Genomic DNA, 22,258 nt, shown 5'->3' with positions numbered 1-22,258 from the left:
GAAAAAAGCTTCCGCTGGTGGCGTCGGGATGCTGAGCCGGATCCGCGAGAGGGCGAAGGGCTGGATAACTCCCTTGGCCAGGGTTTTCGCCCGCAGCGGCCTGACCCCGAATATGCTCACGATGGTGGGGCTGATCTTCGGCGTCGTCGCGGCCCTCCTCTTCGCCTGGGGCGAGCAGCTGCTTGCCGGAGTGCTGCTGCTGGTGGCGGGATTTTTCGACGTCATCGACGGCGCCGTGGCCCGGCTGCTGCAGAAGGAGACCGCCTTTGGTGGAGTGCTGGACTCCGTCGTCGACCGCTACGTGGACTTCCTCCTCTACGCCGGCATCAGCTACGCGTTGATCAACCACCGGATTGCCGAGCCTGAGATCCTGCTGGGCTGGGGCTGGGCCTGGTGTCTGCTGGCGATTGCGGGCAGCTTCATGGTCAGCTACACCCGGGCCCGGGCCGAGGCCGCGGGCTCGGGGCGGCTGGACGTGGGGTTTGCCGAACGGGCGGAACGGATGATCATCCTGGCGATCGGAGCGCTGCTGGGATTGACCCCCTACGCGGTGGTCGTTATCGCGGTGATCGCGAACCTGACCGTCGTGCAGCGGCTGTGGGTGACGCGGCAGCGGCTGCACTAGGCGGCGAGCTTAGTGTAGGTCTCCTTGAAGTAGTCTATCGCTTCCTGGAGGAGCTCTTCCCCCTTCTTGGTGATCTTGTAGTACTTCCGCGCCGGCTTGCCCCGCTGCTCCTTCCAGGACACCGTCACGTAGCCGCCCTTCTCCAGGCTGTAGAGGACGAGGTAGGAGGTCACCGTGGGCGGTTTCCAGCCGAACCTTTTCTGGGCCTCCTGGCGCAGCTCATAGCCGTACATGGGCCGCTCCTTGAGCAACTTGAGGAAATAGGGCCAGATCATCTCGGTCGTGGTCTTGCGCTTTATCCTCGCCATGGCCATAGGAAGGACCAGAATTAAATGGTCAGCAACCCTTAAATAGTTAATTTTTTAGATATATTTCAGAGGTTGAAATATGGTTGTAACAAATTTACATTGCGAGAACTGCGGCTACGAGTGGCGGCCGCGCGGGTCGCCGCTGCGCTGTCCCTCCTGCCATTCCCGGCTGGGGGAGACGAAGGCCCGCCGGTGGAAGCTCGCCGGGAGACGGTTGACGCAGCTCCTGGCCTCCCGCGGCTGGCGGCCCGGGGGCCCCGAGGGAAGGCCGATCGACGTCCTCGTGGAGAGGGAGGGGAAGCGGCTGTTCCTCGATGTCAAGTCGGGGGAGAACTACCTCATCAGGGGCACCCAGCTGGAGGAGCTGCTCCGGCACCGTGGGGGGAACGCCGAGGTGGGCCTGGCGCTGGAGAGGGGCGGGAAGTTCTACCTCTTCAAGTTGGTTGAGGTGCTGGGGTGATGGTGTGGCGGAGATAAGGTTGGCCATTGTGGGCGTGGGCAACTGCGCCTCGTCGCTGATCCAGGGTTTGGAGTACTACAAGCATGCCAAGGAGGACCAGTTTGTCCCCGGACTGATGCACGTGAACTTCGGTGGCTACCACATCCGCGACATCAAACCCGTCGCCGCCTTCGATGTCGATGCCAATAAGGTGGGTCGGGACCTCTCTGAGGCCATCTTTGCTCCACCCAACTGCACCAAAAAATTCTCCGAGGTGCCGAGGCTGGGCGTGGAGGTCAAGCGTGGTCCGGTTTTGGACGGTCTCGGCAAGTACCTAAAGCCGGTTGTTCCCGTGGACCCAACGCAGGAGCCCGTGGACGTGGCCGAGGAACTCAGGAGGGCCAAAGCCGACATCTTGGTGAGCTATCTCCCTGTGGGTAGCTATGAGGCCTCGCGCCACTACGCCCGGCAGGCGATCGAGGCAGGCTGCGGCTTCATCAACTGTATCCCTGAGTTCATCGTTTCCGGAAAGGAATGGGGTGAGCGCTTTAAGAAGGCCGGGCTGCCCTGCGCCGGCGACGATATCAAGTCGCAGGTGGGGGCGACGATACTGCACCGGGTCCTGGCCAAGCTCCTGATCGATCGCGGGGTCAAGCTGGAGGAGAGCTACCAGCTGAACATCGGTGGCAATACGGACTTCCTGAACATGCTCGAGGAGGAGCGGCTGAGCTCGAAGCGGGTGAGCAAGACCGAGGCGGTTTCCAGCCAGGTCCCCTACGAGGTGCCGCTCCGGATCGGGCCCAGCGACTACGTCCCCTTCCTCAAGGACAACAAGGTCTGCTACATCTACCTGCGCGGGCGCAAGTTCGGTGACATCCCGCTGACGATCGACGTCAAGCTTTCGGTCGAGGACTCGCCCAACTCCGCCGGCGTGGTCATCGACGCCATCAGGGCGGTGAAGCTGGCGCTCGACCGCGGCATCGCCGGGCCGCTGATCGGGGTCTCCGCCTACTTCTTCAAGCACCCGCCGGTCCAGATACCCGACGAACGGGCGAGGCAGGCGGTGGAGGATTTCATCGCGGGAAGGAGGGATAATTGATGGCACCGGATGTTGTGGTTGTGGGACATGTGGCGCTGGACGTGAACGTCTTTCCCTGGGGTGTGGTGGAGAACGTCCTCGGCGGCGCACCGACCTACTCCGGGCTGCAGTTCGCCGCCCTGAAGCTGGAGGTGGGCCTCGTCTCCAAGGTGGGCATCGACTTCACCGAGAAGTTCCCGCCCATCTACCGCAAGCTCGGACTGGACACCGAGGGGATCTACGTCGCCGGAGAGCACACGACCACCTTTGAGAACACGTACGATGAGCAGGGTAACCGGACCCAGGTCTGCAAGCATGTGGCCCCGCCGATAACCCCTGCGGATGTCCCGGGCAGCTACCTGGATGCGAAGGCCTTTTACGTTTCACCGATCGCCAACGAGATCACTCCGGAGCTGTTGAGGTTCATCAAGAGGGAGTCCAACTTCGTGATGCTTGACCCGCAGGGGATTCTGCGGGTTATCGGAGCCGATGGCCGGGTTGGGGTCAGGCCTAGGGACCTTTCCGAGTTCCTCAGGCACGTTGACATCGTCAAGCTGGGGAGGGAGGAGGCGGTGGTTCTCCGTGGGAACGTCGAGGAGGGCATGCGCAGCGTTCAGGAGATGGGGCCGGGGATCGTGATCGTCACTCGGGGTGGCGAGCCCACGTTGGTCCTGAGCGGCGAGGGCTTTACCAGGATTGACCCGCTCAAGGTCGGGGTCAGGGACATGACGGGGGCGGGTGATGTATTCGGGGCGGCTTTTCTCACCCGGTACTTGGCCACGCGGGACGTTATGGATGCGGCGAAATTTGCTACCGCAGCCGCAGGGTTGAAGATCAGGTACAAGGGGCCCACGGGCTTTCCCACCGAGCCGGAGATTCTGGAGGCCGTTCAGCGCTTGGGTTGATGGTGAGGACTGAGGTTAATCCACCTCGCCTGAAAAATCAGGACGTTGACTTTACGGCGCTGGAGGAGAACGGCCAGGTTCAGCGCTTTCTCGAGAGTTTTCGTGCCGTAGACGCTTCGCTGGATGAAAGTTGCTCCCTCGGTTTTTATCCTCCGGTAAAATCTGCCCGGTTCCGATCTGATGCCGGGTTTGTCCCAGATGACCAGGTATTTTATTTTATCAAGACGCATAGCGCTCCGCCGTGATTTTGGTGGAGGCGTTATAAACAGGAACGAAACATTCGCTGGCTGGTTCAGAATTTTCGACGCAAATTCTGGCCAGTTTCAACGGCTTTGTGGAATTTTGAGGAATATTGGCGAAGTTGGGTGAGCGACGCATATACGTCCACCCAGGGGTGAGCGACGCATATACGTCCACCCAGGGGTGAGCGACGCATATACGTCCACCCCCTGCCAAAAATTCTTAGTAAGTTTTAGCCAAAAGCGCGTTCCCGGTGGCCGGATGGTCGCAGATCGGGCATCTGGCATCCTGCGCCGGCCTGTTGTCGATCTCCTCCCCGAGCATCTCCGCCTCGACCTTTTCCGCCAACTGTTTGCCGCAAGATTCGCGACCGCACCACGGGACCCTGACGATGCCCCCCTGTTTTTTCAGCAGCTCCTTGGCCGATTTCAGGTCCGCGGCAACACGGACCGATTCCTCGAGCATTTTTTTGGCCCGCCCGCGGAGGTGTTCGGCAATCTGCTGCAAAATCTCCTCCACCTGAGTTTGCAGTGAACTTCTGGCGACGGTGATCTTCTCACCCGTGTCGCGGCGCACGGCGGTGACCTGCTCCTTCTCCACATCCTTGGGCCCGATCTCGAGCCTGAGCGGCACCCCCCGCCGCTCCCAGTGGTAGAACTTGTTGCCCGGGCGGAGGTCGCGATCGTCGAGGTGGGCCCGGATGCCCGCGGCCGTGAGCTCTTCCTTCACCTCGGCAGCAACCCTCTCCACCGGAGTTTCCTTTTCCTTGAACGGGATTGGTATGACCACCACCTGGATCGGGGCCACGTGCGGCGGCAGGCAGAGGCCGCCGTCATCGCCGTGGGCCATGATCGTCGCCGCTACCGCTCGCTCCGAGATGCCGTAGCAGGTCTGGTAGACGTGGTGGTGCTTGCCGTCCACCCCCTCATACTTCAGCCCGTAGACCTTGGCAAAGTTCTGCCCCAGGTTGTGAATGGTGCCGATCTGCAGCGCCTTCCCGTCCGGGGTGACGGTGTCGAAGGCGATGGAGTAAACGGCGCCCGCAAATGTGTCCCAGGGCGGCCTCTTGCTGATCACGTAGGGGACGCCGAGTTCCTCGTAGAATCTCCGGTAAATTTCGATGGCCTCTCTGACCTGGGCCTCGGCCTCCTCGGCGGTGGCGTGGGCGGTATGGGCCTCCTTGAAGGTGGTGACCTCGCGCAGCCGGATCAGTGGCTTGGTCATCTTGGTCTCATAGCGAAAGACGTTGACGACTTGGTAGACCTTGATCGGGAGGTCGGCGTGGGTCCGGATCCAGAGGGCGAACATTGGATACATGGAGGTCTCCGAGGTCGGGCGCAGGGCCAGCCTGACGTCCAGCTTCTGGTGTCCGCCGTGAGTCACCCAGTAGACCTGTCCCCCGAAGCCCCGGATGTGTTCGGCCTCCTTCTGGAACAGCGTCTCCGGGATCAGCAGCGGGAAGAGCACTTCCTCGTGTCCGGAATCCTCATGGAGCCGCCTCAGGAGCGAAAAAACCAGATTGCGGAGCTTCATCCCGTAGGGCCTCCAGACGTACAGCCCCTTCACCGGATAGCGGGTGTCCATGATGTCCGCCTCCTGCAGGATGTCGCTGAACCAACCGCTGAAATCCTGCCGCCAGCGCTCCCTCCTCACCAAGCCACCACCCTCCGATAATCGCCGTCTGAGCTTTAAGTAATTATTGAGGCCACCGGGTGGGAAAAATCCCGCCGCAGAATTCTAATCCACGTCCCAGCCGATGATAGCTAGATCGAAGTTGGTGACCAGCCCGACCAGGTTCCCCTCCCTGTCGATGACCGGTATTCTCCGCAGCCGTTTGTTTTTCATCAGCTTTACCACGTCCAGCACCGTGGCGTCGTTGTAGCAGGTCACCACCGACTTGGTCATCACATCCTTGGCCTTGATCTTCTTAGGGTCCTTCCCCTCGTAGACGACCTTCCTGATAACATCGCGGAAGGTGATCAGTCCCTTCAGCTTGCCCGCCTTGGTCACGGGAAGGCACTCAACGTTTTTGTTTATCATCTTCTTGACCATGCTGAAGACGGGCTCCTCGGTTTCAACGGTGATGACATTTTTGGTCATGATTTCCTCAACCGGGACCGTGCCGATATTAGGAGCTCTAGCATTACCCACAACCTCTCTCATCCCATCACCATCCTCCAAAAGCCCATTGTCTTTATCGTCTTAGGATTACTTAAACTCGCTCTTTGTAGTACTCCAGAAATGTCTTCAGCGACCGGTCATAGGTCCGCTCGATCTCCGGTGGGAAGAGGCAGGCGGGTAGCTCCTGCATCTCCCAGTGATACCTGAGGCACTCGCAGCAGATGCCCTTTCTCGGGCAGGGTTCGTAGGTGCAGCTGCAGTCCTGTTTGTTCTTCTCCAAGTTGCAAGGCCTCTTCATGGGGCTCACAAAAGTAAACCGATTTTCGGGATTAAAATTTTGTCGGCCCGGGTCAACAGGTCAGCGTTTCGTGCCCTTCGGCCTTCACCAGCACCGTGTCCTCCCAGCGGGCCCCGCCGACTCCAGGGATGTAGATGCCGGGCTCGACGGTGAGGACCATCCCCTTGCGGAGGATGTCCCGCGAGGAGGGATACAGGCTCGGAGCTTCATGTATCTCCAGCCCCACCCCATGCCCGGTGCCGTGATTGAAGAATTTGGCGTAGCCCGCCCGGCGGATTGTTTCTCGGGCCGCGGCATCAACCAGCTTCGCCTTCACGCCATCCTTGATTTTCCTCAATGCGGCGCGCTGGGCCGCCTTGACCGTCTCCAGAATCCGGAGCTGCCTTCGGTTCGGTGAAATCGCAAAGGTCCGCGTCATGTCGGAAGTATAGCCGTTAAATATCGCGCCCAAGTCCACGACGACGAGTTCCCCCTCCTTCAGCTTTCTCGAGGTCGCGGTTGAGTGGGGCAGCCAAGAATTGTCTCCCGAGGCCACGATGGTCGGGAAGGGTGTGCCCTCGGATCCCGCCCGCCTCATCCTGTACTCCACCTCGGCAGCAATCTCCAGCTCAGTTACACCGGGCTCGATCAGTTCCGCGGCCCGGTTCATCCCCAGCACCGCTATTTCCGCTGACCGCCGCAGCAGTTTCAGCTCCTCAGGGGATTTTATCATCCGCAGCTCTTGCATGACCTCGGGAGACCACAGATAGCTGGCCTCGTGGCAGCGGCGGATTTTCCGGATAAAGTTCCTCTCCCCGCTGTCGTACCCCACCGCCCGGGCACCGATTTCCTCAAGAACCTCGGCCAAGAGTTGCCACAGTTCCAGGAAGTAGACCCTCTCGCCGCGCTGCAGCGGCGCCCTCCAGCTGGAAAAGGCCCGAATGTCCCTGATTCGGCTCTCGCGCCGGGCCCGCTCCAGCTCCAGCCGGCTGCACACCAAAACCGGTTCAGCGTCGGCCGGCACGATCACCGCCTTGGCAGCAGTGGTAGCAGCCAGGTAGCGGGTGTTGCTGATGGCGAGGTAGGCGTCCAGCCCGCGCCTGCCGAGTTCTTCCCTTAGCCTCTCAATTTTTTTCACACCAGACCCATCAATGAGTCAGTTTTCCCGATAAAATAATGAGCGGTTGCTCGTGGCTTATAAATGACCGGCGCCAAAATCATTGGCGGGTCGCTTGGTAACAGTTCAATCCGTGTTCGACAACGACGTCAATCTGGACCTCGTCACGCTTCGGGTTGTCCTCAGCAGGCATCCGGAGATGGCTAGGCTGGAGCGGCTGGATCAGGCCGTGGTCGCCGCGGTCGCCGAGCCGGATTTCGTCCTCGCGGGGAGATATGGTGAGAACCTCGCAGTCAAGAGAACGGGTGATGGACCCTCCCGCGGCGGATGGCTGGTGGTCCCCTACCGCGAGGGCGAAGGCGTCAGCACGGTCTTTGTGACGAAGAGAATGGAGAAAATGTTGGAACGGAGGCTAATTCTGTGGAAGCGGTAATAAAAAACGTTGAGGACATCGATGTCCTTTACGACCGCGCCCAGGATGTCCTCTACCTCAGCTTCGGCGGCATCTCCACGGCGGATGATTCAGAGCTGACGGGAAAGGACATCATAATCAGGTATCGCAAGCGCCGGATCGTCGGCCTCACGGTGCTGGAGTTCTCCAAACGGGTTGATCGAAAGTTGTAATTTCCCTCTTGCTCTGGCTAATAATCTGTGCTATTTATTTAGCGAGACTATCATTATTGGGGATAATTTTTGAAGGCGGCATTGATCGTAATCGATATGATCCACGACTTCGTGACGGGGAAGTTTGGCTTCAAGGGCGCGCTGGAGATCGTGCCCCGGATACAGCAGCTCCTCGCCTCCGCCCGGGCGCGGGGGGTCCTCGTGATTCACGCGCGCGACGCCCATCGACCCGGAGATCCCGAGCTCCGCATCTGGGGAGAACACGCGATGGCTGGCAGCAAGGGCTCGGAGATAATTCCGGAACTGAAGCCGATCAAGGGCGAACCCATCATCTCCAAACACACCTACGATGTCTTTCAGGTCCCGAGGCTGAGAAAGCTGCTCCGGGAAAAGGGTGTGGAGGTGCTGGTGCTCACCGGAGTGGTCACCGAGATCTGCATCCAGCACTCCGCCGCCGGGGCCTTCTTCAACGGCTACAAGGTGGTGATTTCTGAGGACGGCGTGGCCTCCCCGGACAGACGAGCCAAAGAACGCTCTCTGGATTACATGCGAAAGATCTACGGCGCGAAAATCACAAATTCCCAGGAGATAATCAAGGGGTGGGAAAGATGAGGACCTTCAACGTGGCCTCGGATGAGGAGATAAAAAAGGGCGCGACCACCGACATCTACTTCGTCCGGACGAGCCAGGTCTTGAAGGCAAAGGGCTTGGAAGGAACGAGGGTCGTGGCCGAGGTGACGGCGGGTGGTCTACCCGAGAACTGGCCTTGGGGCGTCATCTGCGGCTTGGATGAGGTGGCCACCCTCTTCGAGGGCTGTCCAGTCGATGTCCAAGCGATACCCGAGGGAACCATTTTTCATCCGCATGACCATTACGGGAACAGGTTGCCGGTCATCGTCATCGAGGGCCCTTACGGAAATTTCTGTGAGCTGGAAACGCCGATGCTGGGTCTGATCTGTCAGGCGTCGGGCGTGGCCACCATGGCCGCCCGGCTGCGAAAGCTGGCCTGGGGAAAGCTGCTGGTTTCCTTCGGCATCAGGCGCGTGCATCCCGCGCTGTCACCGATGATAGACCGGGCCGCTTACATCGGTGGCTTCGACGGGGTCTCCAGCCTCTCCGGCGCCAAGAGGATCGGGAAGGAACCGATGGGCACCATGCCCCATGCACTCATCATTGTCTTCGGCGATCAGGTGAAGGCGTGGAAGGCCTTTGACGAGGTGATCCCGCGCCAGGTGAACCGGGTGGCGCTGGTGGACACCTACTTTGACGAGAAGGCCGAGGCCATCATGGCCGCGGAGGCCCTGGGCAAAAACCTCTGGGGAGTCAGGTTGGATACGCCGGGTTCAAGGAGAGGAAATTTCGCCGAGATTATCCGGGAGGTCAGATGGGAGCTTGACCTTCGCGGCTATCGCCACGTGAAGATATTGGCCTCGGGCGGGATAAACGACCGGAACATCACCGAGCTGGTGAAAGCCGGGGTGGACGGCTTTGGAATTGGAACTTCCCTGAGCAATGCCCCGACGATAGATTTCGCGATGGACATCGTCGAGATAAATGGAAGGCCCGTGGCCAAGCGGGGAAAGCTGGGTGGGAGAAAGCAGGTGTGGAGATGCCGTAAATGTCTGGAGGACGTGGTTCTCCCCGCCGGGGCACGGCCACCGCGTTGTCCCGTTTGCGACGGTAAAACTTCACCGCTGCTGCAACCGCTGATAAAGAAAGGGAAGATCGTCGCTGGAGAGGAATCGGTCGACAAGATAAGGTCTTATGTGCTGTCGCAGCTAAATAGAATCCCAATGGTGGATTAAATGGACGGAAGATCGGCGAGGGAGCTACTGGCCAAGGCGAAGAGGATTGTGGTCAAGATAGGCACCAGCAGCATCACTGATGAGAAGCACCGGTTGGACCCGGAAAAGATTGGCCGTCTGGTCTCCAACGTGATGGGGCTGCGGACGCGGGGTAAGGAGGTCATCCTAGTCTCTTCCGGAGCCATCGGAGCCGGCATCGGGCGCCTCAACCTCAACGGCCGGCCCAAGGGAATCCCCGCGTTGCAGGCGACCGCGGCGGTGGGTCAAGGTATGCTGATGCAGGTCTACTCCAAGTACTTTGGCGAATATCAGCAGCCGGTCGCCCAGATTCTGCTGACGGCGGAGGACTTCAACGACCCCAGGCGCTACCGGAACTTTAGAAACATGCTCTCCACCCTGATGAAGTGGGGCGTGGTCCCGATAGTCAACGAAAACGACAGCGTGGCCTCAGATGAGATCAGGCTGGGTGACAACGACATCCTCTCCGCCTATGTTGCGATAGGTGCTTCGGCCGACCTGCTCGTGATACTAACCGATGTCGATGGCCTTTATATGGGCTACTCCGGGAAGGGCAACCGCGGCAAGCTGATTACTACAGTTGACGGAACCGCGGACGTGGAGCGGTACGTGGCCAGGTCCTCCCGTGGCTTCGGCGGCATGCTCACCAAGATCAAGGCGGCCCGAATGGCGACCGCGAAGGGCATCCCCGTGGTAATCGCCAGCAGCAGCGAGGATAAGGCTCTGGAGCGGATTTTGGATGGGGAGGAAATTGGAACCCTGTTTCTTCCGGTGAGATGAAGATGGGTGAGGTCATCAAAAAAGCGGCCGCGGCCAGAAGGGCGGCGCTGCAGCTGGCCAACATCGCCACCGAGGTCAAGAACGAGGCCCTGCTCGGGATCGCCTCGGCCATCTGGGAGAACAGAGAGGAGCTGTTGCGGGCCAATGCCGTGGACCTGAGGGAGGCCGAGGATCTTCTGAAGAGCGGCCGCATTTCGATGGCGTTAGTCCAGCGGCTCAAGCTTTCCGAAGAAAAGCTGCGGGACATCTCCAAGATGGTTCAGAGCGTCGCCAAGCTGGAGGATCCGGTGGGCCGAACCCTTTATGCGGTTGAACTGGATCAAGGCCTGGAGCTCTACAAGGTTTCCTGCCCCATCGGCGTCATCGGGGCGATATTTGAGTCCAGGCCCGATGTGCTGCCGCAGATATCAGCGCTTTGCCTGAAATCCGGAAACGCGGTGGTGCTCAAGGGGGGCAGTGAGGCCCGGCGTTCGAACGAGGCCTTCTTCAGGGTCATCCGGGAAGCCAGCGAGAGTGCCGGGATTCCGGAGGGATGGGTGCAGCTGATTGAGGCCAGAAGCGAGGTCAGAGAACTGCTGAAGCTGGATGAGTACATCGACCTGCTGGTGCCCCGGGGGAGCAAGGAGTTCATCAAGTACATCCAGGCCAACACCCGCATCCCCGTGCTGGGTCACGCCGAGGGGCTCTGCCACATCTACGTGGACGCCGACGCCGACCTCGAGAAGGCGGTGAAGATCTGCTACGATGCCAAGGTCCAGTATCCGGCCGTCTGCAACGCGGTGGAGACGATACTGGTTCACCGTGCCATCGCCGAGCCGTTTCTGAAGCTGCTGGGTAAACGTTACGCTGAGGCCGGGGTGGAGATCAGAGGTGATGAAAGGGTGAGAAAGATCCTTCCCCAGGCCAAACGCGCCACGGAGAAGGACTGGCGTACCGAGTATCTGGATCTGATCATCTCGATTAAAATCGTCGACAGCATCCAGGAGGCCATCGATCACATCAACACCTACGGCTCCAAGCACACCGATGCCATCGTGACTGAGAACGGGAAAAATGCCCTGCGCTTTCTCACCGAGGTCGACTCCTCCAGCGTAATGCTCAACGCCTCGACCAGGTTCAGCGATGGCTACCGCTACGGACTCGGGGCCGAGGTCGGCATTTCCACCGGCAAAATCCACGCCCGCGGCCCGGTGGGACTGGAGGGACTGACCACTTGGAAATACTACCTGCTCGGCGAGGGCCATGTGGTCGCCGATTATGTGGGGGCGAAGGCCAAGCCTTTTACCCACCGTCCGTTGAAAAAAAGATGGCTCGATGTGGTGCAGAAGTTCTAGAGGCCGGTGATCGCTTGAAGTTCCGAAAGGTCGTGGTGGGCGGTACATTTGACTACTTGCACAATGGACACCTCGCCATCATCTCCAAGGCCTACGAGGTTGGGGAGCAGGTCACCGTAGGCATCTGCTCTGATGAGATGCGGCAGCTGCTCCAGAAGGATTCCGCCGGCGTCCAGCCACTGGCCATCAGGCTGTGGAGGCTTCTGAATGAACTGCATAGTCGGGGCTGGCTGGGGCGCACGGAGATCACCATCCTGTCGGACCCCTACGGAACCGCGGTCAGTGACCGGAACATTGACGCGATAGTCGTCAGCCCGGAAACGCGGAAGAGGGCCGAGGAGATAAACAGGATCAGGATTTCGAAGGGCCTGAATCCCTTGGAGATAGTGGAGGTGCCCTTCGTCCTAGCCGAGGACGGCAAGCCGATCTCATCCCTGAGGATCCGCTACGGTGAAATCGACCCGCACGGCAAAAGGCTGAACCACTCCACAATTTAGCGACTAAGCTTTAAATTGCGGACCAAACAACGTTTAACCGCGAGGGAATGTAGCGGTGAACTCATGCACCCCTCAAAGGATATTTTAGGCACAAAGGGCTTCGAGCTCAAGGGCAAAAGGATTGCCCTCTGCATCACGGGCAGCGTCGCCGCCGTGAAGTGCCCTGAGCTGGCCCGGGAGCTGATGCGCCACGGGGCCGAGGTGCGTGCCTGCATGTCTCCGCAGGCCACCGAGCTGATAACCCCGGAGCTGATGCACTGGGCCACCGGTAACGAGGTCGTCGTCAAGCTGACCGGCAGGCTGGAACACGTGGAGCTGGCGGAGTGGGCGGATCTGATTTTGGTCGCTCCCGCCACCGCCAACACCATCAGCAAGATCTACTCTGCCATCGACGACACCACCGTGACCTCCGTCGTCTCGGTGGCCCTTGGGTTGAAAAAGCCCGTGGTGGTGGTTCCCGCCATGCATGCCTCGATGTTTGCCCATGAGCTCCTCCAGCAGAACTTGGCGCGGCTTCGCTCAGTTGGAGTTCAAGTTCTCGGTCCCAGAATTGAGGAGGGCCGGGCGAAGATAGCCGAAGTTGCCGAGATAGTTCAGTTTGTCATTGGAGCACTGGGGCCTCGAGACCTATTCGGCCGGAGGGTTTTGGTCACGGCGGGACCCACCTTCGAGCCGATAGATCCCGTCAAAGTCATCGCCAACAGGAGCTCGGGAAAAATGGGCCTGGCCGTGGCCCGCGCGGCGGCAGCGCGGGGGGCCGACGTGGTCCTCATTTATGGCCCGGGAACCGAAGTCCCGCCGGCAGGAGTGAGGGTGATTCGGGTGGAGACGACTCAGGAGATGCGAGACGCCTTTATCAGGGAGCTGGAGCTGCAGCCTGACATCGTGGTTTCCGCGGCGGCACCTCAGGATTTCGTCGTGGAGAGTCCATCAGGGCGCAAGCTCAGGCACACCGAGCCAGTGACGCTGAGACTGGTACCCGCCCCCCGGGTCCTCTCGGGAGTCCGAGAGCGATCTCCTCACTCCTTCGTGGTTGGTTTCAAGACGGAGCACAACGTCAGCGATGAGGAGCTCCTTCGCGCCGCCGAGGCCAAGCTGAGCGAGGGACTTGATTTGGTGGTGGCAAATGACGTTGGTCGGCCGGGCGCGGGCTTCGGCACCGACACCAATGAGGTCTTGATCGTCACGAAGTCGGGCTGGAGAAAGATGAAGGCGACGAAGGTGGAGATTGCGGGCGTAATCTTGGATCTAGCCATTGCCAAATCCTGAGATGCTGGTGATCGAGCTGGCAGGATTGAAATCACGAAAGCAGAATTCAAGCGCGTCAGTTTTTGTCCCGGCGCACATTTCCGGTTTTTTTCAGCCCTGTGACGCCGGCACGCCGGAGAGAACCGGATCCAGGAACTGTGGCCCCTGTTTGAATCTCGGGGTGATGACCAAAGTTGAAGTTGAAAACTCAGACCGGACTGAAGTGAGGGTGTTCATCGACGGCCGGCCAGCGCCAAACGCCCAGACTACGCTGGCGGTGGTCAAGCAAATTCTGAACCGGGTTGCAGGCAACTTTCGAGTCAAGGTAGAACATCGCTGCCAGGTCCCGGTGGGCGCAGGATATGGGGCGAGCGGGGCCGGGGCCTTAGGAACCGCCTTTTCCCTAGCCCAGGCCTTGGGGTTGCGGTTTTCTAGGGCCCAGCTGGTAGCCGCGGCCCACGTGGCCGAGGTCCTCTGCTACACGGGGCTGGGTGATGTTGGCGCGCAGGCTTTCGGAGGGCTGGTCATCGGAATTGAGCCCGGAGCGCCTCCCTTTGGAAGATGGAGGAGGATAAGGGTGCCTCGCGGGGTTAAAGTTGTCTGCGCCACGTTGGGCCCCATCCCCTCAAAGGATCTTTTGAGCGAAGCCGAATTCAGAAGTCGCGCCCGAGAAAAGGGAACTCTGGCCTTAAATAAAGTTCTAGCGCGTCCGGATATCCTTACCTTCATCTCCGCCTCGAAGGAATTCGCCGAGAATCTGGGACTCCTCGATGGTGAGCTGATGGACTTGATTAGAACAGCGGAGAAGTCGGGAGCCGTCGGAGCCAGTCAGGTTATGATTGGCCGCGCGGTCTTTGCCCTCGCCCGCGGTGAAAACGTCGATCTCGTCCGCAGGTCCTTTTCAGAGGCGCTGGCTCCGGAATCCGTCATGGTCGCCGATATTTATCTTGATGGCTGAACCACTTTCAGAAAGTTTCCCGGTGTACTCTTTCCTTCCAAGGTACCCGTGGCGTCGGCTTCGGCGTTTCCCCAGGTTTGCCAATCGGAATCATGATCAGCGGTCTGACCCCCGGTGGAGCCTTTATGGCCGCGGCAACCGCGTTTTCATCGAAAGCACCGACCCAGCAAGTGCCGTAGCCCAGCGCATAGGCCGCGAGGTGGATATTCTGGGCTACAGCCGCGGTGTCCTGAATGCAGTATAGGTTCCTACCCCGCTCGCCGTAGCGGCTGGCGGTTCGGTTGATGTCCGCGCAGATCACTATCACGACGGATGCCTCGGCCAAGAAGCTCTGACCCCGGGCGGCTTGGACCAGCTTCTGCTTGTTCTTTGGGTCCTTCACGATGACGAATTCCCACGGCTGGCAGTTTCCTGCGCTGGGGGCGGAGATTCCGGCCTCCAGAATTTTCTCCAGGTCAGCGTCACTGACGGGATCCGGTTTAAAGCTGCGGATGCTCCGGCGCCCTTTAATTGCCTCGAAGACGTCCATTCAATCGCCGAAGTAATTTTATAAAAAGACGTTAAAATTTCTTTGGGTGAATTTGATGATTGAGTCCTCCGAACTGGACTGGATAGTTCAGAAGACGGCGGAGTTCCTCGCCGACAAGGTCAAGGACGGTCCCCTCACCGACCGGGACATTAACTTGGCATTTGAGATCTTTGCTAGGCCTAGGCTCGAGAGCCTGAGCTCATCGTTTGAAAGCGACTTGGAGCGGACCCAGGCGCGCGACATCATCATGATGAAGCTCAACGACAGGGCCAAACAGCTCAACGCCGAATTTTGGAATAAGACGGAGTAAACAGTTGCCATTAATTACCGCAGCGTTGGGCCGGAGAACAAGCCCAATGTGCGAGGCAGATTTGATTTAAATTAAAAGCGGCTTCCCCGTCCAGAGCCAGAAGATGAGCAACAGGCAGATGATGGCGACTAAGATCAGCCCCGCACCCCACTTTCTCGCTTGGGCCTTGATGCAGATGTAGCCGAAGACTCCGGTGGCACCGATGACCACCACCAGCACGATTGTCAGGATAATTTGAGCGGCCAGCCGGATCCATCCAACACCGAATATCAATCCGACCAGCGGCAGCACGACGACGAGGAAAATGATGATTCCCAGCAGGTACGTCGTCCGCAATTTTTCACCAATGCTCATTAAGGCGTGATTCTTTTAAAAGTTAGTGCAATACCATTAGGGGTTGGCCATGCCCAGATTGGCGGTGATTAGACAGGATTTCTGTCAGCCTAAGAAGTGCTCGCTGGAATGCCATCGCTACTGTCCCGGCGTCAGGACCGGCGACGAGACGATAGTAATCGATGAAAAGACGGGCCGGCCGGAGATATCGGAGCAGCTGTGCACCGGCTGCGGGATCTGCGTGCACAAGTGCCCGCTGAAGGCGATTTACATCATCAACCTGCCGAGCCAGCTGGAGGGGCGTTGCGTCCACCGTTACCTGCCCAACGGCTTTGCCCTCTTTGAGCTGCCGATTCCGCGCGCCGGCAGCGTCACCGGTCTGGTCGGCCAGAACGGGGTGGGCAAGACCACGGCGCTTCAGATTCTGGCCGGGCGTCTGCGGCCCAACCTCGGCAGGGAGGCGGCGGCGCTGGATGAAGTGATTGAGTTCTTCAAGGGATCGGAACTTCAGAACCATTTCAAAAGGATCGATAAAATCAAGATGATCTACAAACCTCAGGCGGTTGACGATCTGCCCAAGGCCGTTAAGGGAAAGCCGTTGGAGCTGCTGGAGAGGATTGACGAACGCGACGTGATGAAGGACCTAATTCGTGCCTTGGAGCTCGAGGATTTCCTCGGCCGGGAGCTGAGGACGTTGAGCGGCGGGGAAATGCAGCGGCTGGCGATAGCGGCAGCGGCTGCACGCGATGCCGACATCTATTTCTTTGACGAGCCCAGCTCACATCTCGACGTTTACCAGCGTCTCAAGGCGGCGATGGTGATCCGGTCTCTGGCCGAAGCCGGCAAGGCGGTCATGGTTGTGGAGCATGATTTGGCGATGTTGGACTATGTTTCTGATTATGTTCATGTCCTCTACGGCAGGCCCGGAGTTTACGGCGTCGTCTCGTCACCGCGGGGCGTCAGGGTCGGGATAAATGTTTTCCTCGACGGCTATCTTCATGAGGAGAATGTAATGTTCAGACGAGAGCCCATAAAATTTGAGCTGAGGCCGCTTTCGAAGGCGCGGCCAAGCGGCAAATTGTTGTTCAGCTTTCCTAGAATGTTCAAGGTCTTCAAGGGATTCCGGCTCGAGGTTTCGCCGGGCGATGTTTATTCGGGCGAGGTGATCGGCATCGTGGGGCCGAACGCGGTGGGAAAGACCACCTTTGTCCGCATTCTGGCGGGCGAAGTCAAACCCACCTCCGGCAAGATTGACATAAACCTCTCCGTTTCACATAAGCCCCAGTACCTGAAGGCGGATTTTGAGGGCACAGTGGGGGAATGGCTGCACAAGCAACTTGGTGGCTTTGACCCCTCGTTTGGCCCCGACATCCTGCAGCCTTTGGAAGTTGAGCCGTTGTTGGAAAGGGAGATGAAAAGCCTGAGCGGAGGCGAACTCCAGCGGGTCTCGATAGCCGCCTGTCTGGGAAGGCAGGCCGACCTTTACCTGCTTGACGAGCCCAGCGCCTATCTTGATGTTGAACAGCGTCTGAACATGTCCAAGTGCATCAGAAGGACCATGGAGAGGAGGGAGGCGGCAGCTTTCGTCGTCGACCACGATGTCCTCAGCATTGATTATATCTCGGATCGGCTGCTGGTATTCACCGGTGAGCCCAGCAACCAGGGGCACACCCACGGCCCGATGGAGATGCGCGAGGGCATGAACCTGTTTTTGAAGGAGGTTGGCGTGACCTTCCGGAGGGATCCCCAGACCGGGAGACCGAGGGCCAACAAGTTTGGCAGCGCCTTGGATCGAGAACAGAGGGCCAAGGGCGAGTACTTTTATCTTCATTGATAAAGTTAAGGTGGTGGTATGGGAGTTGCCGAGGACATTAACTGGCTGAAGGCCGACGAGGCAGGCGTTGGCAAGGTTTTCACCATCATCGCTAATAAGGGAGGCCTAAAGCTTCGGGAGCTTAAGGAGCTTTACGGTTCCGAGGACTGGTGGCCGGTGAAGGCGCACCTCAACGCTTTGATGGTTCGGGGATTGGTGATGGAGACCGAGGGCATTTACCAGCTGACCGATAACGGCAAAAGGGTGTTAGAGAGCTTCAGGGCGATGGAGGTCGTCAAGGCAGTTTAGGTCGATATTTCCGAGATGTTTCCACCCTTTAGCAGGACGAACTGGTGTTTTACCGGCCCCTTTTCCGTCAGCTCCTCGGCATCCTCCAGAACCATGTTCATATGTTCGTCGTAGTTCGTTAACCTGCCGCGGAATTTTCGTCCATCCTTCGCCGTAATCAAGATTACCGAGTTGAGCAGCTTTTCAATGCCGGCGATGGTTTCGACTTCCTGGGATTCGGCCTCTCCTTCCATGAATGCCCCTAAGGTAATGATATCAGCACCTTCTAAAACTTTGTCTTTTCCAGGTCCTTTGGCAATACTTTCGGCGACCCCTCTCCTCGAAAGCCGCTTGAATGGGAAGGTGAGGGATTGAACTAGGGTGACCAAGATGGTTGAACTTGAGGAACTTGACGGAGTAGGTCCCGCGATTGCGGAAAAACTGCGCTCGGCCGGCTACGACTCCATTGAGAGCATCGCCGTGGCAACCGCCGGGGACCTGATGGAGGCCGCCGAGATAGGGCTGAGGGTGGCGATGAAGGTAATCAACTCGGCGCGGGACGCGTCTAAGATGGGTTACGAAAAGGCCATAGAAGTTTTGGAGAGAAGAAAGCACCTCGGCCGCGTCACCACGGGCAGCCAGTGCCTTGACAGGATAATTGGCGGAGGAATCGAGACGCAGGGAGTGACGGAGTTTTTCGGCGAGTTTGGTTCTGGGAAGTCACAGGTAGCTCACCAGCTCTGCGTCAACGTGCAGCTTTCGCCGGAGCAGGGAGGTCTTGGTGGAAAGGCGGTTTATATAGATACTGAGAACACCTTCAGGCCGGAGAGAATTTCCCAGATGGCGATGGCTCTGGGCGAGGATCCTCAAAAGATACTTGACGGAATCTACGTGGCTCGGGCACACACGACGGATCACCAGATGCTCTTGGCCGAGAAAGCCGCCGAAATTGCCAAGAAGGACGGTGTGAGATTGCTGGTGATAGATTCACTCACGGCACTTTTCCGCACCGAATATTGCGGGAGAGGGGCGCTTGCGGAGCGGCAGCAGAAGTTGGGACGCCACATCGCGGAGCTGCACAAACTGGCCGAGCTCAACGACATGGCGGTCTTCGTGACCAACCAGGTGCAGGCGCGGCCGGACGTTTTCTTCGGCGACCCCACAAAACCGGTTGGCGGTCACGTGCTGGGCCACGCAGTCACCGCTCGAGTTTACCTCAGGAAGAGCAAGGCCAACATGAGAACGGCGCAGCTGATAGATCATCCTGGCCTGCCTCCGGAGAGTGCAACCTTCCAGATAACTGAGGCTGGAATAAGGGACTAAAATTTTGCCGATCTCAGGCGCCATTTCGGCAGCAATTTCTTTCCATTATCTTTTTGAAAGGGGAGACTTCTATGCTATTGGTGATGAGTTGGGATTCAGGATTGAGGCTCAGGGTCTGGAAATCGAGATTGGTGTTAGTCCTGTCAATGGAGTCTACATCCACGAGGAGATAATTCCTCGGATGCTGGATCAGCTGGTTCAGGACATAAGGCAAAACGCCGAGGTGAGGAGCCCCGTCATCGTTGACCGGAATACTTCGGTAGTGCTCGACGGCATGCATCGAGTTGCCGCTCTGAAGGAGCTGGGTTGCCGCTATCTGCCCGCATGTTTGGTCGATTACCGCAGCCCGGTGATTCAGGTCGGCTGCTGGTACCGAGTTATTCGGGACTGGGTGAGTGACTCGAGACTTTTGGAAATTTTTAGGTCTCTTGGGCTTGGCATCGAACTCTCCTCGCTTGAATCGGCTTTAAAGGAGCTTGAGGCCCGAAAGGCCACCGCCGCCCTGTTCACGGCGAGGAACTGCTATTTGATCCGGGTGCCGAACACCGACATCTTGGAGAGCTACCGCTGGGTCAAACGCTTTGAATCCGCCGCCGAAGCACAGGGACTTCACATAGGATATGAGATTGAGCATGATGCTGAGTGGCAGGTCCGCTCGGGAAAGTGCCCTGCCGCCCTGCTGGTTCCACGGACGACCAAAGAGGAGGTGGTCAGAACGGCCTTGGCGGGCACCGTTTTTCCCCCAAAAACGACCCGGCACACGCTGCCAGCGCGCCCGGTCAACGTCAACGTCCCGCTTAGCTGGTTAAAGGGTGATCAGCCCTTGGAAGAGGTTGACCGGCTTTTGGTGGAATACCTTTCCGGAAAGAAGCTGCTGCGGCTTTCCAAGGGCAGCTATTACGACGGCAGACGTTACGAGGAGGAACTGCTGGTCTTTAGGTGAACCGGTTGGTGAAGAAAAAGTTCATTATAGTCGTCGGAGATGGCATGGCCGACTATCCGGTGGAGGAGCTCGGCGGTAGGACGCCATTGGAGGTGGCCGAGAAACCCAACCTGGATCGTTTGGCCAGCGAGGGCAAAGTGGGTCTGGTCAGCACGATTCCTCCGGGGATGTCCAAGGATTCTGCGGTGGCCGCCCTGTCCATTTTGGGTTACGATCCGAAAAGATACTTCACCGGGCGTGGTCCCCTCGTAGCCGGTTCTATGGGCTTCGACCTCGGGCCCAACGACGTCGCCTTCCGATGCAATTTGGTGACGGAGAAGGACGGCAGGCTTATCGATTATTCCGGAGGTTGCATCACCACCGATGAGGCCGCGCAGCTGCTGCGCGAGTTGCAAAAGCTTGGTCTAGGAGAGTTCCATTTGGGGGTGAGCTATCGACACATCTTCGTCCTTCGCAATGCCAAGGCAACAGGAGGGTGTTCTCCACCTCATGACATCGTCGGTGAACCGATTTCGAAGCATCTCATCAGATCTCGGGACAAAGTTTCTCGAGAGTTGAACAAGCTTATGCTGGCTTCAAGGGACATCTTGGCCAACCACCCGGTAAACTTAAAGAGGGTCAGAATGGGCCAGAAACCTGCCAACATGGTCTGGCTCTGGAGCCCCGGTAAACGCCCCGATCTGGAGCCCTTTGAGAAAAAATACGGGGTGAAGGGCGCCATTATTTCGGCGGTGAATGTGATCAACGGCATCGGGGCTTGGGCAGGCATGGAGATCATCAAGGTTCCTGGTGCGACGGGCTACTATGATACCAATTATGAAGGTAAAGCCGATTACGCGCTGAAAGCCCTGAAGAGTGCGGATTTGGTTTTTGTTCACGTTGAGGCGCCCGACGAGGCTGGCCATGCGGGCGACGCCGAGAAGAAGATAAAGGCCATCGAGGACCTGGACCGGAGGCTTGTGGGAAGGATTCTCAAGAAGGGCAGAGACATCGTCGTTGCGGTTCTGCCGGATCATCCCACACCCATCAAGGTTCGAACCCATACCTCCGATCCGGTCCCGTTCACCATACTCGCTTCTGGTCTCGAGGGCGACGGGCTGAGGTTCACCGAGGCGGATGCTAGAAAGGGGTCTCTTGGTTTGATTGAGGGCAAAAATTTCATGAAGTTGTTTTTGTCGTTTGGTTCTGCGCCGACGCCCTGAGCGTTTTTCGGAGCAGGAACATCGCTGAGGCTTGGGTCAGGACGGAAAACAGGATCGCCACCTGGGCCAAATCGTTGTCCATTAAAAAGCCGAAGACGGCCCCGCTGATGAGAAGGCCCAACCCGTAAAAGGTGTGGAAGACCCCGTAGGCCGATCCCCTCAGCTCCATCGGGGTGAGGTCCGCCACCGCGGCCCGGTAAATGGACTCATGCATGCCGAAGATGGCACCGAATAAAATCGCGGCCAGCAGCACGAACTCAAGACCGGGCATGAAGATTAAGGTGGAAGGGGCCACTGAAAGCGCGAAGGGAAGATAGAGCAGCTTTCTTCCCATCCGGTCGTAGAGATATCCGGCAAGCGGTGCTGCCACGGCATCGACGGCTTGTGCGAGCAGGTAGATGAGCGCCACGAGCCAGGGCAAGACCTCCGGCGAAACCCGGTAGAGGATAAGCCCGATTGAAACCAGGCCCATTGCATTCAGCGCCACCGCCACCGCGTAGATGATAAATTCCTGAGGAAGTCCCCTGAGGGCAGCTCTTTTTTTCGTTGCGATCGGTATCCCCACCAGCGGCCTCAGTTTGACATAGGCGTAGAGGGCCACGATGATCATGAGGAGGTAGGGCAAGAAAAGGATGGAGAAGGCCGAGTTGAAGTTCTGGCCGGTCGTGAAGAGCACTGCGGCGACGATAGCCGGTCCCGTTACCGCCCCAATCTGGTCCAGAAGTTCGTGAATGCCAAAGGCCTTGCCGCTGCCCACCCCTCTAGTGGCGTAGGAGAACACAGTATCCCGGGCCGGCGACCGCACTGCCTTGGATAACCTTTCTACTAGGATTAGAAACATCGCCAAGGGCCAGCTCCCTGCGAATGCCAGCAGCGGCACGGCTATCAGCAGCGAGTAACCGGCTATGAAGATTGTCCAGTAGGATCTGGTCTTGTCAGAGAGGACACCGAAAACAATCCTGAGAGCATAGCCGAGGAACTCTCCCAACCCCAAGACGACCCCGACGATGAAGGCGGAGGCGCCGAAGCCAAGCAAAAACGGCGAGATGATGCTTCTCGAGCCTTCGTAGATGATATCTCCGAAAAGGCTGATGAGGCCGAAGGTGATTATACTGATGGCGGCGACTCGCCCAGATTGCATAA

Annotated in this window: 29 protein-coding genes; 19 read left to right on the top strand and 10 right to left on the bottom strand. The window is 58.6% G+C overall.

Annotated elements, in window-relative coordinates:
* The first annotated feature begins 28 nt into the window (after positions 1-28).
* The gene (locus tag ACP5PX_RS00600; protein ID WP_428082925.1) at positions 29-625 is read left to right on the top strand and encodes a CDP-alcohol phosphatidyltransferase family protein; all 597 of its coding nucleotides are present in this window, start codon (positions 29-31) and stop codon (positions 623-625) included.
* On the opposite strand, the gene ACP5PX_RS00595 is transcribed toward ACP5PX_RS00600, so the two are convergent.
* Entirely contained in the window at positions 622-933 is a 312-nt protein-coding gene (locus tag ACP5PX_RS00595) for a PadR family transcriptional regulator (protein WP_428082923.1), read from the bottom strand. The genes ACP5PX_RS00600 and ACP5PX_RS00595 overlap by 4 nt on opposite strands.
* A gap of 79 nt (positions 934-1,012) precedes the next feature.
* Between ACP5PX_RS00595 and ACP5PX_RS00590 the strand changes: the two genes are divergently transcribed.
* Genes ACP5PX_RS00590 through ACP5PX_RS00580 form a run of 3 tightly spaced genes read left to right on the top strand, consistent with a single transcriptional unit; the run spans position 1,013 to position 3,355 of the window.
* Positions 1,013-1,393, top strand: a complete 381-nt coding sequence (locus ACP5PX_RS00590; protein ID WP_428082921.1) for a hypothetical protein — start codon at positions 1,013-1,015, stop codon at positions 1,391-1,393.
* 4 nt (positions 1,394-1,397) lie between these two features.
* Positions 1,398-2,471, top strand: a complete 1,074-nt coding sequence (locus ACP5PX_RS00585; RefSeq protein WP_428082919.1) for an inositol-3-phosphate synthase — start codon at positions 1,398-1,400, stop codon at positions 2,469-2,471.
* On the top strand, positions 2,471-3,355 hold the full coding sequence (locus tag ACP5PX_RS00580; protein ID WP_428082917.1) for a carbohydrate kinase family protein: 885 nt from the start codon (positions 2,471-2,473) through the stop codon (positions 3,353-3,355). Before ACP5PX_RS00585 ends, ACP5PX_RS00580 begins: the two co-directional genes overlap by 1 nt.
* Here the strand turns inward: ACP5PX_RS00580 and ACP5PX_RS00575 are convergent.
* From ACP5PX_RS00575 to ACP5PX_RS00555, 5 genes are all read right to left on the bottom strand, one after another.
* On the bottom strand, positions 3,340-3,585 hold the full coding sequence (locus tag ACP5PX_RS00575) for a hypothetical protein (protein ID WP_428082915.1): 246 nt from the start codon (positions 3,583-3,585) through the stop codon (positions 3,340-3,342). The genes ACP5PX_RS00580 and ACP5PX_RS00575 overlap by 16 nt on opposite strands.
* A gap of 232 nt (positions 3,586-3,817) precedes the next feature.
* Positions 3,818-5,251: a proline--tRNA ligase gene (gene proS, locus ACP5PX_RS00570; RefSeq protein ID WP_428082913.1), complete on the bottom strand. Its 1,434-nt coding sequence runs from the start codon at positions 5,249-5,251 to the stop codon at positions 3,818-3,820.
* A gap of 81 nt (positions 5,252-5,332) precedes the next feature.
* Entirely contained in the window at positions 5,333-5,758 is a 426-nt protein-coding gene (locus ACP5PX_RS00565; protein ID WP_428082911.1) for a CBS domain-containing protein, read from the bottom strand.
* A gap of 49 nt (positions 5,759-5,807) precedes the next feature.
* Positions 5,808-6,014, bottom strand: a complete 207-nt coding sequence (locus tag ACP5PX_RS00560) for a DUF6485 family protein (RefSeq protein ID WP_428082909.1) — start codon at positions 6,012-6,014, stop codon at positions 5,808-5,810.
* 52 nt (positions 6,015-6,066) lie between these two features.
* The gene (locus tag ACP5PX_RS00555) at positions 6,067-7,131 is read right to left on the bottom strand and encodes a M24 family metallopeptidase (protein ID WP_428082907.1); all 1,065 of its coding nucleotides are present in this window, start codon (positions 7,129-7,131) and stop codon (positions 6,067-6,069) included.
* A gap of 94 nt (positions 7,132-7,225) precedes the next feature.
* Between ACP5PX_RS00555 and ACP5PX_RS00550 the strand changes: the two genes are divergently transcribed.
* The 9 genes from ACP5PX_RS00550 to ACP5PX_RS00510 all read left to right on the top strand — a co-directional run bounded on the left by ACP5PX_RS00550 (position 7,226) and on the right by ACP5PX_RS00510 (position 14,374).
* Positions 7,226-7,543, top strand: coding sequence for a hypothetical protein (locus ACP5PX_RS00550; RefSeq protein WP_428082905.1), 318 nt, complete (start codon positions 7,226-7,228; stop codon positions 7,541-7,543).
* Entirely contained in the window at positions 7,531-7,734 is a 204-nt protein-coding gene (locus tag ACP5PX_RS00545) for a DUF2283 domain-containing protein (protein ID WP_428082903.1), read from the top strand. The genes ACP5PX_RS00550 and ACP5PX_RS00545 overlap by 13 nt, the downstream gene beginning before the upstream one ends.
* 69 nt (positions 7,735-7,803) lie before the next feature.
* Positions 7,804-8,346, top strand: coding sequence for a cysteine hydrolase family protein (locus tag ACP5PX_RS00540; protein ID WP_428082901.1), 543 nt, complete (start codon positions 7,804-7,806; stop codon positions 8,344-8,346).
* A complete protein-coding gene (locus tag ACP5PX_RS00535) occupies positions 8,343-9,539 on the top strand; it encodes a nicotinate phosphoribosyltransferase (RefSeq protein ID WP_428082899.1) in 1,197 nt (398 codons plus the stop codon). Before ACP5PX_RS00540 ends, ACP5PX_RS00535 begins: the two co-directional genes overlap by 4 nt.
* Positions 9,540-10,337 carry a glutamate 5-kinase gene (gene proB, locus ACP5PX_RS00530; protein WP_428082897.1) on the top strand — a complete coding sequence of 266 codons (798 nt, stop codon included), beginning with the start codon at positions 9,540-9,542 and terminating at the stop codon, positions 10,335-10,337.
* On the top strand, positions 10,334-11,671 hold the full coding sequence (locus ACP5PX_RS00525) for a glutamate-5-semialdehyde dehydrogenase (RefSeq protein ID WP_428082895.1): 1,338 nt from the start codon (positions 10,334-10,336) through the stop codon (positions 11,669-11,671). Before proB ends, ACP5PX_RS00525 begins: the two co-directional genes overlap by 4 nt.
* A gap of 14 nt (positions 11,672-11,685) precedes the next feature.
* Positions 11,686-12,168 (top strand): phosphopantetheine adenylyltransferase, encoded by a 483-nt coding sequence (locus tag ACP5PX_RS00520; RefSeq protein WP_428082893.1) that lies wholly within the window; start codon positions 11,686-11,688, stop codon positions 12,166-12,168.
* A gap of 63 nt (positions 12,169-12,231) precedes the next feature.
* The gene (gene coaBC, locus ACP5PX_RS00515) at positions 12,232-13,437 is read left to right on the top strand and encodes a bifunctional phosphopantothenoylcysteine decarboxylase/phosphopantothenate--cysteine ligase CoaBC (RefSeq protein ID WP_428082891.1); all 1,206 of its coding nucleotides are present in this window, start codon (positions 12,232-12,234) and stop codon (positions 13,435-13,437) included.
* 163 nt (positions 13,438-13,600) lie between these two features.
* Entirely contained in the window at positions 13,601-14,374 is a 774-nt protein-coding gene (locus ACP5PX_RS00510; RefSeq protein WP_428082889.1) for a pantoate kinase, read from the top strand.
* 7 nt (positions 14,375-14,381) lie between these two features.
* On the opposite strand, the gene ACP5PX_RS00505 is transcribed toward ACP5PX_RS00510, so the two are convergent.
* Positions 14,382-14,903, bottom strand: coding sequence for a nitroreductase family protein (locus tag ACP5PX_RS00505; RefSeq protein WP_428082887.1), 522 nt, complete (start codon positions 14,901-14,903; stop codon positions 14,382-14,384).
* A gap of 55 nt (positions 14,904-14,958) precedes the next feature.
* Between ACP5PX_RS00505 and ACP5PX_RS00500 the strand changes: the two genes are divergently transcribed.
* Complete coding sequence (locus tag ACP5PX_RS00500; RefSeq protein WP_428082885.1) at positions 14,959-15,213, top strand: hypothetical protein; 255 nt, start codon at positions 14,959-14,961, stop codon at positions 15,211-15,213.
* A gap of 66 nt (positions 15,214-15,279) precedes the next feature.
* Here the strand turns inward: ACP5PX_RS00500 and ACP5PX_RS00495 are convergent, their stop codons facing one another.
* Positions 15,280-15,549 carry a hypothetical protein gene (locus ACP5PX_RS00495; protein ID WP_428082883.1) on the bottom strand — a complete coding sequence of 90 codons (270 nt, stop codon included), beginning with the start codon at positions 15,547-15,549 and terminating at the stop codon, positions 15,280-15,282.
* A 67-nt stretch (positions 15,550-15,616) separates the two neighbouring features.
* Here ACP5PX_RS00495 and ACP5PX_RS00490 point away from each other — a divergent pair, with 67 nt between their 5' ends.
* Both ACP5PX_RS00490 and ACP5PX_RS00485 read left to right on the top strand, forming a co-directional pair.
* The gene (locus ACP5PX_RS00490; protein ID WP_428082881.1) at positions 15,617-17,380 is read left to right on the top strand and encodes a ribosome biogenesis/translation initiation ATPase RLI; all 1,764 of its coding nucleotides are present in this window, start codon (positions 15,617-15,619) and stop codon (positions 17,378-17,380) included.
* Between the two features lie 18 nt (positions 17,381-17,398).
* Positions 17,399-17,668 carry a hypothetical protein gene (locus tag ACP5PX_RS00485; protein ID WP_428082879.1) on the top strand — a complete coding sequence of 90 codons (270 nt, stop codon included), beginning with the start codon at positions 17,399-17,401 and terminating at the stop codon, positions 17,666-17,668.
* Here ACP5PX_RS00485 and ACP5PX_RS00480 read toward each other — a convergent pair.
* A complete protein-coding gene (locus tag ACP5PX_RS00480; RefSeq protein WP_428082877.1) occupies positions 17,665-17,901 on the bottom strand; it encodes an LSM domain-containing protein in 237 nt (78 codons plus the stop codon). The two genes, ACP5PX_RS00485 and ACP5PX_RS00480, sit on opposite strands and share 4 nt — an antisense overlap.
* A 136-nt stretch (positions 17,902-18,037) precedes the next feature.
* Here ACP5PX_RS00480 and radA point away from each other — a divergent pair, with 136 nt between their 5' ends.
* The 3 genes from radA to ACP5PX_RS00465 all read left to right on the top strand — a co-directional run bounded on the left by radA (position 18,038) and on the right by ACP5PX_RS00465 (position 21,115).
* The gene (gene radA / locus ACP5PX_RS00475; protein ID WP_428082875.1) at positions 18,038-18,970 is read left to right on the top strand and encodes a DNA repair and recombination protein RadA; all 933 of its coding nucleotides are present in this window, start codon (positions 18,038-18,040) and stop codon (positions 18,968-18,970) included.
* Positions 18,971-19,058: 88 nt separating this feature from the next.
* Positions 19,059-19,913: a ParB N-terminal domain-containing protein gene (locus tag ACP5PX_RS00470; RefSeq protein WP_428082873.1), complete on the top strand. Its 855-nt coding sequence runs from the start codon at positions 19,059-19,061 to the stop codon at positions 19,911-19,913.
* A gap of 8 nt (positions 19,914-19,921) precedes the next feature.
* Positions 19,922-21,115 carry a cofactor-independent phosphoglycerate mutase gene (locus ACP5PX_RS00465; RefSeq protein ID WP_428082970.1) on the top strand — a complete coding sequence of 398 codons (1,194 nt, stop codon included), beginning with the start codon at positions 19,922-19,924 and terminating at the stop codon, positions 21,113-21,115.
* Here ACP5PX_RS00465 and ACP5PX_RS00460 read toward each other — a convergent pair.
* Positions 21,072-22,256 carry an MFS transporter gene (locus tag ACP5PX_RS00460; protein ID WP_428082871.1) on the bottom strand — a complete coding sequence of 395 codons (1,185 nt, stop codon included), beginning with the start codon at positions 22,254-22,256 and terminating at the stop codon, positions 21,072-21,074. The two genes, ACP5PX_RS00465 and ACP5PX_RS00460, sit on opposite strands and share 44 nt — an antisense overlap.
* Between the last annotated feature and the right edge of the window lie 2 nt (positions 22,257-22,258).

The organism is Hadarchaeum sp. (SeqCode) (assembly GCF_049969415.1).
Classification (GTDB): domain Archaea; phylum Hadarchaeota; class Hadarchaeia; order Hadarchaeales; family Hadarchaeaceae; genus Hadarchaeum.
Note: the sequence above shows the minus strand (reverse complement) of the source record. Positions and strands in the feature narration are given on the sequence as shown.

What these genes read in the sequence shown, in the direction of transcription:
- ACP5PX_RS00600 (WP_428082925.1), top strand. Translation starts at nt 29, where the DNA reads ATGCTGAGCCGGATCCGCGAGAGGGCGAAGGGCTGGATAACTCCCTTG.
- ACP5PX_RS00595 (WP_428082923.1), bottom strand. Translation starts at nt 933, where the DNA reads ATGGCGAGGATAAAGCGCAAGACCACGACCGAGATGATCTGGCCCTAT.
- ACP5PX_RS00590 (WP_428082921.1), top strand. Translation starts at nt 1,013, where the DNA reads ATGGTTGTAACAAATTTACATTGCGAGAACTGCGGCTACGAGTGGCGG.
- ACP5PX_RS00580 (WP_428082917.1), top strand. Translation starts at nt 2,471, where the DNA reads ATGGCACCGGATGTTGTGGTTGTGGGACATGTGGCGCTGGACGTGAAC.
- ACP5PX_RS00575 (WP_428082915.1), bottom strand. Translation starts at nt 3,585, where the DNA reads ATGCGTCTTGATAAAATAAAATACCTGGTCATCTGGGACAAACCCGGC.
- ACP5PX_RS00565 (WP_428082911.1), bottom strand. Translation starts at nt 5,758, where the DNA reads ATGAGAGAGGTTGTGGGTAATGCTAGAGCTCCTAATATCGGCACGGTC.
- ACP5PX_RS00560 (WP_428082909.1), bottom strand. Translation starts at nt 6,014, where the DNA reads ATGAAGAGGCCTTGCAACTTGGAGAAGAACAAACAGGACTGCAGCTGC.
- ACP5PX_RS00535 (WP_428082899.1), top strand. Translation starts at nt 8,343, where the DNA reads ATGAGGACCTTCAACGTGGCCTCGGATGAGGAGATAAAAAAGGGCGCG.
- proB (WP_428082897.1), top strand. Translation starts at nt 9,540, where the DNA reads ATGGACGGAAGATCGGCGAGGGAGCTACTGGCCAAGGCGAAGAGGATT.
- ACP5PX_RS00525 (WP_428082895.1), top strand. Translation starts at nt 10,334, where the DNA reads ATGAAGATGGGTGAGGTCATCAAAAAAGCGGCCGCGGCCAGAAGGGCG.
- coaBC (WP_428082891.1), top strand. Translation starts at nt 12,232, where the DNA reads ATGCACCCCTCAAAGGATATTTTAGGCACAAAGGGCTTCGAGCTCAAG.
- ACP5PX_RS00510 (WP_428082889.1), top strand. Translation starts at nt 13,601, where the DNA reads ATGACCAAAGTTGAAGTTGAAAACTCAGACCGGACTGAAGTGAGGGTG.
- ACP5PX_RS00505 (WP_428082887.1), bottom strand. Translation starts at nt 14,903, where the DNA reads ATGGACGTCTTCGAGGCAATTAAAGGGCGCCGGAGCATCCGCAGCTTT.
- ACP5PX_RS00500 (WP_428082885.1), top strand. Translation starts at nt 14,959, where the DNA reads ATGATTGAGTCCTCCGAACTGGACTGGATAGTTCAGAAGACGGCGGAG.
- ACP5PX_RS00490 (WP_428082881.1), top strand. Translation starts at nt 15,617, where the DNA reads ATGCCCAGATTGGCGGTGATTAGACAGGATTTCTGTCAGCCTAAGAAG.
- ACP5PX_RS00485 (WP_428082879.1), top strand. Translation starts at nt 17,399, where the DNA reads ATGGGAGTTGCCGAGGACATTAACTGGCTGAAGGCCGACGAGGCAGGC.
- ACP5PX_RS00480 (WP_428082877.1), bottom strand. Translation starts at nt 17,901, where the DNA reads ATGGAAGGAGAGGCCGAATCCCAGGAAGTCGAAACCATCGCCGGCATT.
- radA (WP_428082875.1), top strand. Translation starts at nt 18,038, where the DNA reads ATGGTTGAACTTGAGGAACTTGACGGAGTAGGTCCCGCGATTGCGGAA.
- ACP5PX_RS00460 (WP_428082871.1), bottom strand. Translation starts at nt 22,256, where the DNA reads ATGCAATCTGGGCGAGTCGCCGCCATCAGTATAATCACCTTCGGCCTC.